4 protein-coding genes and 1 pseudogene are annotated in these 4,416 nt (G+C 48.6%); all 5 read left to right on the top strand.

Annotated features, from left to right (window positions below):
* Positions 1-717 (top strand): DNA replication/repair protein RecF (locus tag ACKOVI_RS03290; RefSeq protein WP_509602605.1); only part of this gene is annotated, 717 nt, incomplete at its 5' end.
* A complete protein-coding gene (locus ACKOVI_RS03285) occupies positions 710-1,162 on the top strand; it encodes a DciA family protein (RefSeq protein ID WP_509602604.1) in 453 nt (150 codons plus the stop codon). The genes ACKOVI_RS03290 and ACKOVI_RS03285, both read left to right, overlap by 8 nt.
* A 247-nt stretch (positions 1,163-1,409) precedes the next feature.
* Entirely contained in the window at positions 1,410-3,236 is a 1,827-nt protein-coding gene (gene dnaK / locus ACKOVI_RS03280; RefSeq protein WP_509602603.1) for a molecular chaperone DnaK, read from the top strand.
* Positions 3,236-3,724, top strand: coding sequence for a nucleotide exchange factor GrpE (gene grpE / locus ACKOVI_RS03275; RefSeq protein WP_509602602.1), 489 nt, complete (start codon positions 3,236-3,238; stop codon positions 3,722-3,724). Before dnaK ends, grpE begins: the two co-directional genes overlap by 1 nt.
* A 6-nt stretch (positions 3,725-3,730) precedes the next feature.
* Positions 3,731-4,416: pseudogene (locus ACKOVI_RS03270) on the top strand (DnaJ C-terminal domain-containing protein); the annotation flags it as partial.

The following is a 4,416-nucleotide window of genomic DNA, read 5'->3' as shown; positions in this document are numbered from 1 at the left end:
CGCGGTGAACCCACAGATCGTCGCAACTTCCTTGATAAATTACTAATTACTCAATCACCGCGGCTTGCGGGTGTTATTAGTGATTACGACCGCGTTGTGCGTCAACGAAATACTTTATTGAAAACCCGCGCACCACAGAGCGCACTAGAACCATGGACAGAGCAATTAATCCGTTTCGGAGCTGAGCTTTCCGCAGAACGTGTGAAGTTAGTTGATGATCTCAACCCATATGTTGCAGAGCACTACCGCAACCTCAACGAAGTAAAACCAGCATCTATCTCATACAAGTCTTCCACCGAAGGACTTACTGCAGATGCTGCTGAAAATGTTGAGATTCTCCAAACACGTGCTGCTGAAGTTATTAAACAAGAGATGGATCGTGGAGCATCTTTAATTGGCCCACACCGTGATGATCTACACCTACAACTAGGTGACTTTCCGGCAAAAGGATATGCAAGCCATGGTGAATCATGGTCGATGGCTATTGCACTTCGTATCGGCAGCTACACGCTTTTGAAATCAGAAGGCGCTGATCCTGTTTTAATCCTGGATGACATCTTCGCCGAGCTAGACAATCAACGCCGTCAACAATTGACTGCAGTGACACAACTTGCTGAGCAAACAATCATCACCACGGCAGTTGAAAGTGACTTACCTCCAGAGTTATTGTCTGCAAAGTTCTATGTCAGTCCAGGAAAGGTGAGTGATCATGGCTAAACGCGACCTCGCCCTAGATTTGTTCCGGACCTATAAAACCGGCTTCATTAAAAAATCTCGACCTCGCCCTGAGCGAAGCCAGACTCCCGGCGACCCGACACTGGTTGCCAATATCTTGGAAGAGCTTGTAAGAGATCGCGAATGGGACTCTGGCCTTGCCGAAGGCAACCTCTTTGCGACCTGGCCAGCCATTGTGGGCGCCGACGTTGCCGCACACACCGAGCCAATCTCCTTGCTAGAGGGAAAGCTCCTCGTGCAGTGCTCATCCACCGCATGGGCAACCCAATTAAACCTGGCTCACAACGATATTTTGGCCACCATCCGAGCCAGCGCGCCCGGCGCCCTCGTGGAAGCGGTTCGTTTTATCGGCCCTCAAGCACCCTCATGGAAGAAAGGGCTCCGCTCAGTCTCCAATGGCCGAGGGCCGAGAGATACCTATGGATGACTCCCGCTCGAAATAGCAAAAGTAAGGCGATGTTAAGAATCGGTGCACTGCTGGCATGAGGCACTTTGACCGCACATCGCCGTTTTTGCTTTTTGAGCGGGAATATCTCAGTGAAAGTCTCGGTTCTATACCTCAAGAAACCTGAGTCGAAGCGACTCAACTCTTTGGCTAGAATCGCCTCAGGTTACTCAAGGCAGGCCCTGACCCAAATCGGCTCGGGAGATTGAACTAACGAGGAGTTATATAAATGGCTAGAGCAGTCGGAATCGACCTAGGAACAACAAATAGCTGCGTATCAGTACTTGAAGGTGGAGAGCCAACAGTTATTGCTAACGCAGAAGGCGCTCGCACAACCCCATCGATCGTCGCCTTCGCAAAGAATGGCGAAGTCCTCGTCGGTGAAGTTGCTAAGCGTCAGTCAGTCACAAACGTTGAACGAACAATTCGTTCTGTAAAGCGTCATATGGGTACTTCATGGACACAAGATATTGATGGCAAGAAGTACACACCACAAGAAATTTCAGCACGCGTTCTACAAAAGTTAAAGCGCGATGCAGAGGCTTACCTCGGTGAGTCAGTCACCGATGCTGTTATTACTGTCCCTGCATATTTCTCTGATGCAGAGCGTCAAGCAACAAAGGAAGCTGGCGAGATCGCAGGACTTAATGTTCTTCGTATCATCAACGAGCCAACTGCTGCTGCACTTGCATACGGTCTTGATAAGGCAGATAAAGAACAGACAATTCTCGTCTTCGACCTCGGCGGTGGAACATTCGACGTTTCACTCCTTGAAATTGGCGATGGAGTTGTTGAAGTAAAGGCAACATCCGGAGATAACCACCTCGGTGGAGATGACTGGGATCAAGCACTTGTGGATCACCTTGTAAAGACCTTCGGATCTGCAAATGGCATCGACCTTACAAAAGACAAGATGGCGATGCAGCGTATCCGCGAAGCGGCAGAGAAGGCGAAGATTGAGCTTTCATCTTCACAATCTGCAACCATCAACCTCCCATACATCACAGTTGATGCAGAGAAGAATCCACTCTTCCTCGACGAGACAATCACACGTGCACAATTCCAAGCACTAACAGCTGATTTGCTCGATCGTTGCAAGAAGCCATTCCAAGCAGTTCTTAAAGATGCCGGAATCTCAATTAGCTCGATTGAATCAGTTGTACTCGTTGGTGGATCTACTCGTATGCCTGCAGTTGTTGATTTGGTACGTGAGCTCACCGGCGGAAAAGAGCCAAATAAGGGCGTAAACCCGGATGAAGTAGTTGCTGTAGGTGCATCTCTTCAAGCTGGTGTTCTTAAGGGTGAAGTAAAGGATGTTCTCCTTCTCGATGTCACACCTCTCTCACTTGGTATCGAAACCAAGGGTGGAGTAATGACAAAGTTGATCGAGCGCAACACAACAATCCCAACGAAGCGTTCAGAGATCTTCACAACTGCAGATGACAGCCAACCAGCTGTACAGATTCAGGCTTACCAAGGTGAGCGCGAGATGGCTGCCTACAACAAGAAGCTTGGAATGTTTGAGCTCACCGGTATTGCACCAGCTCCACGTGGAGTTCCACAGATCGAAGTGACATTCGATATCGATGCAAACGGAATCGTACACGTATCAGCGAAGGATCTTGCAACGGGTAAAGAGCAGGGTATGACCATTACTGGTGGCTCTGCACTTTCTAAAGATGAGATCGATCGCATGATGGCAGATGCTGAAGCACACGCAAATGAAGATAAGCAGCGTCGTGAAGAAGCAGAAATCCGCAACACGGGCGATTCACTTCTCTACCAGACAGAGAAGTTCCTTAAAGACAACGAAGGTAAGTTCGAAGGTGAACTTGCAACTCAGAAGTCAGAACTTGATTCAGCTCTGGAAGAGTTGAAGACAGCACTCGGTGGCGCGAACTTTGAGATGATCAAGTCAGCAACTGAGAAGGTATCAACAATCTCTCAGGCACTCGGCGGCGCACTCTATGCCGCTAACTCTGCTCAGGCAGAGTCAACACCTGCAGAAGATGGAGTTGAAGATGCTGAGGTAATCGATGAGGACGCAGCCAACTAATGACTGAAGAAACAACTCCAGTTGTCGAAGAAACAAATGAAGATGTTGTAGTGGAGGCACCGGGTCAGGAGACTGACCCGGTTGCATCCCTTACAGCAGACCTTCAACGTCTTCAGGCAGAGTATGCAAATTATCGAAAGCGCGTTGAGCGCGATCGCGCCGTGGCATCTGAAGTAGCTACAGCTGCTGTATTAACAGAGCTTTTGGCTACTTTGGATGATATCGAACGCGCAGCTAGCCACGGTGAACTCACTGGTGGCTTCAAAGCTGTTGCTGACCAATTAGCATCCATTACAAACCGCGTCGGACTTGAGAAGTATGGAGTTGAAGGTGAAGCCTTTGACCCACAGATTCATGAAGCGTTGATGCATGAAACATCTGCAGATATTGCAGTTGCTACTGCTACAAAGATTCTGCAACCTGGTTATAAGTACAAAGAACGCATCCTTCGCCCTGCGCGAGTTGCAGTTACCGAGCCGGAAGCGTAATTAACGATGGCAGCAAAAGATCTCTATGAGAAGGACTTCTATAAAGTTCTCGGCGTCGACAAAAAAGCGACTCCTGATGAAATTAAAAAGAAGTACCGCTCTTTAGCGCGCGATTTACACCCTGATAAAACTCAAGGTGACTCCGCGCTGGAAGAGAAATTTAAAGCTGTCTCTGAGGCATATGACATCTTGTCGGATGCAAAAAAGCGCTCTGAATACGATGAAGCACGTTCATTGTTTGAACGCGGTGGTTTCCGCGCACCAACCGGTGGTGGAAACTTTCAAGGTGGAGATTTCTCCGACATCTTCGGTGGTGGAAATCCACAAGATATCTTTGCAAATCTCTTCGGTGGCGCAGGAATGCGTCGCGGTCCTCGTAAAGGTCAAGACCTCCAAACTGAATCAACGATCTCATTTAAAGAAGCGATCTTCGGAACAACCCTTGAACTTAACTTAAGTTCAGGTGGAAAGAAGCAGAACATCACAGCTCGCGTTCCTGCTGGCGTCAATGATGGTGCAAAGATTCGCGTCAAAGGTAAGGGTGCAGAAGGTGAAGCAGGTCCAGGGGATCTCTTTATTCTGCTGACAGTAAAACCCCACCCAATTTTTTCTCGCAAAGGTGAGAACTAGTTATTAACTCTCCCAGTTACTTTCGCTGAAGCAACACTGGGTGCAGACATCAAAGTCCCCAC

Source organism: Candidatus Planktophila sp., assembly GCF_046070465.1.
In the GTDB taxonomy this organism is placed as follows: domain Bacteria; phylum Actinomycetota; class Actinomycetes; order Nanopelagicales; family Nanopelagicaceae; genus Planktophila.
The sequence above is the reverse complement of the archived record's forward strand: the minus strand, read 5'-3'. Positions and strand labels throughout refer to the sequence as shown.

Bases quoted from the DNA above. Each gene is read 5' to 3' on its own strand.
- ACKOVI_RS03285 (WP_509602604.1), top strand. From the start codon at position 710: ATGGCTAAACGCGACCTCGCCCTAGATTTGTTCCGGACCTATAAAACC.
- dnaK (WP_509602603.1), top strand. From the start codon at position 1,410: ATGGCTAGAGCAGTCGGAATCGACCTAGGAACAACAAATAGCTGCGTA.
- grpE (WP_509602602.1), top strand. From the start codon at position 3,236: ATGACTGAAGAAACAACTCCAGTTGTCGAAGAAACAAATGAAGATGTT.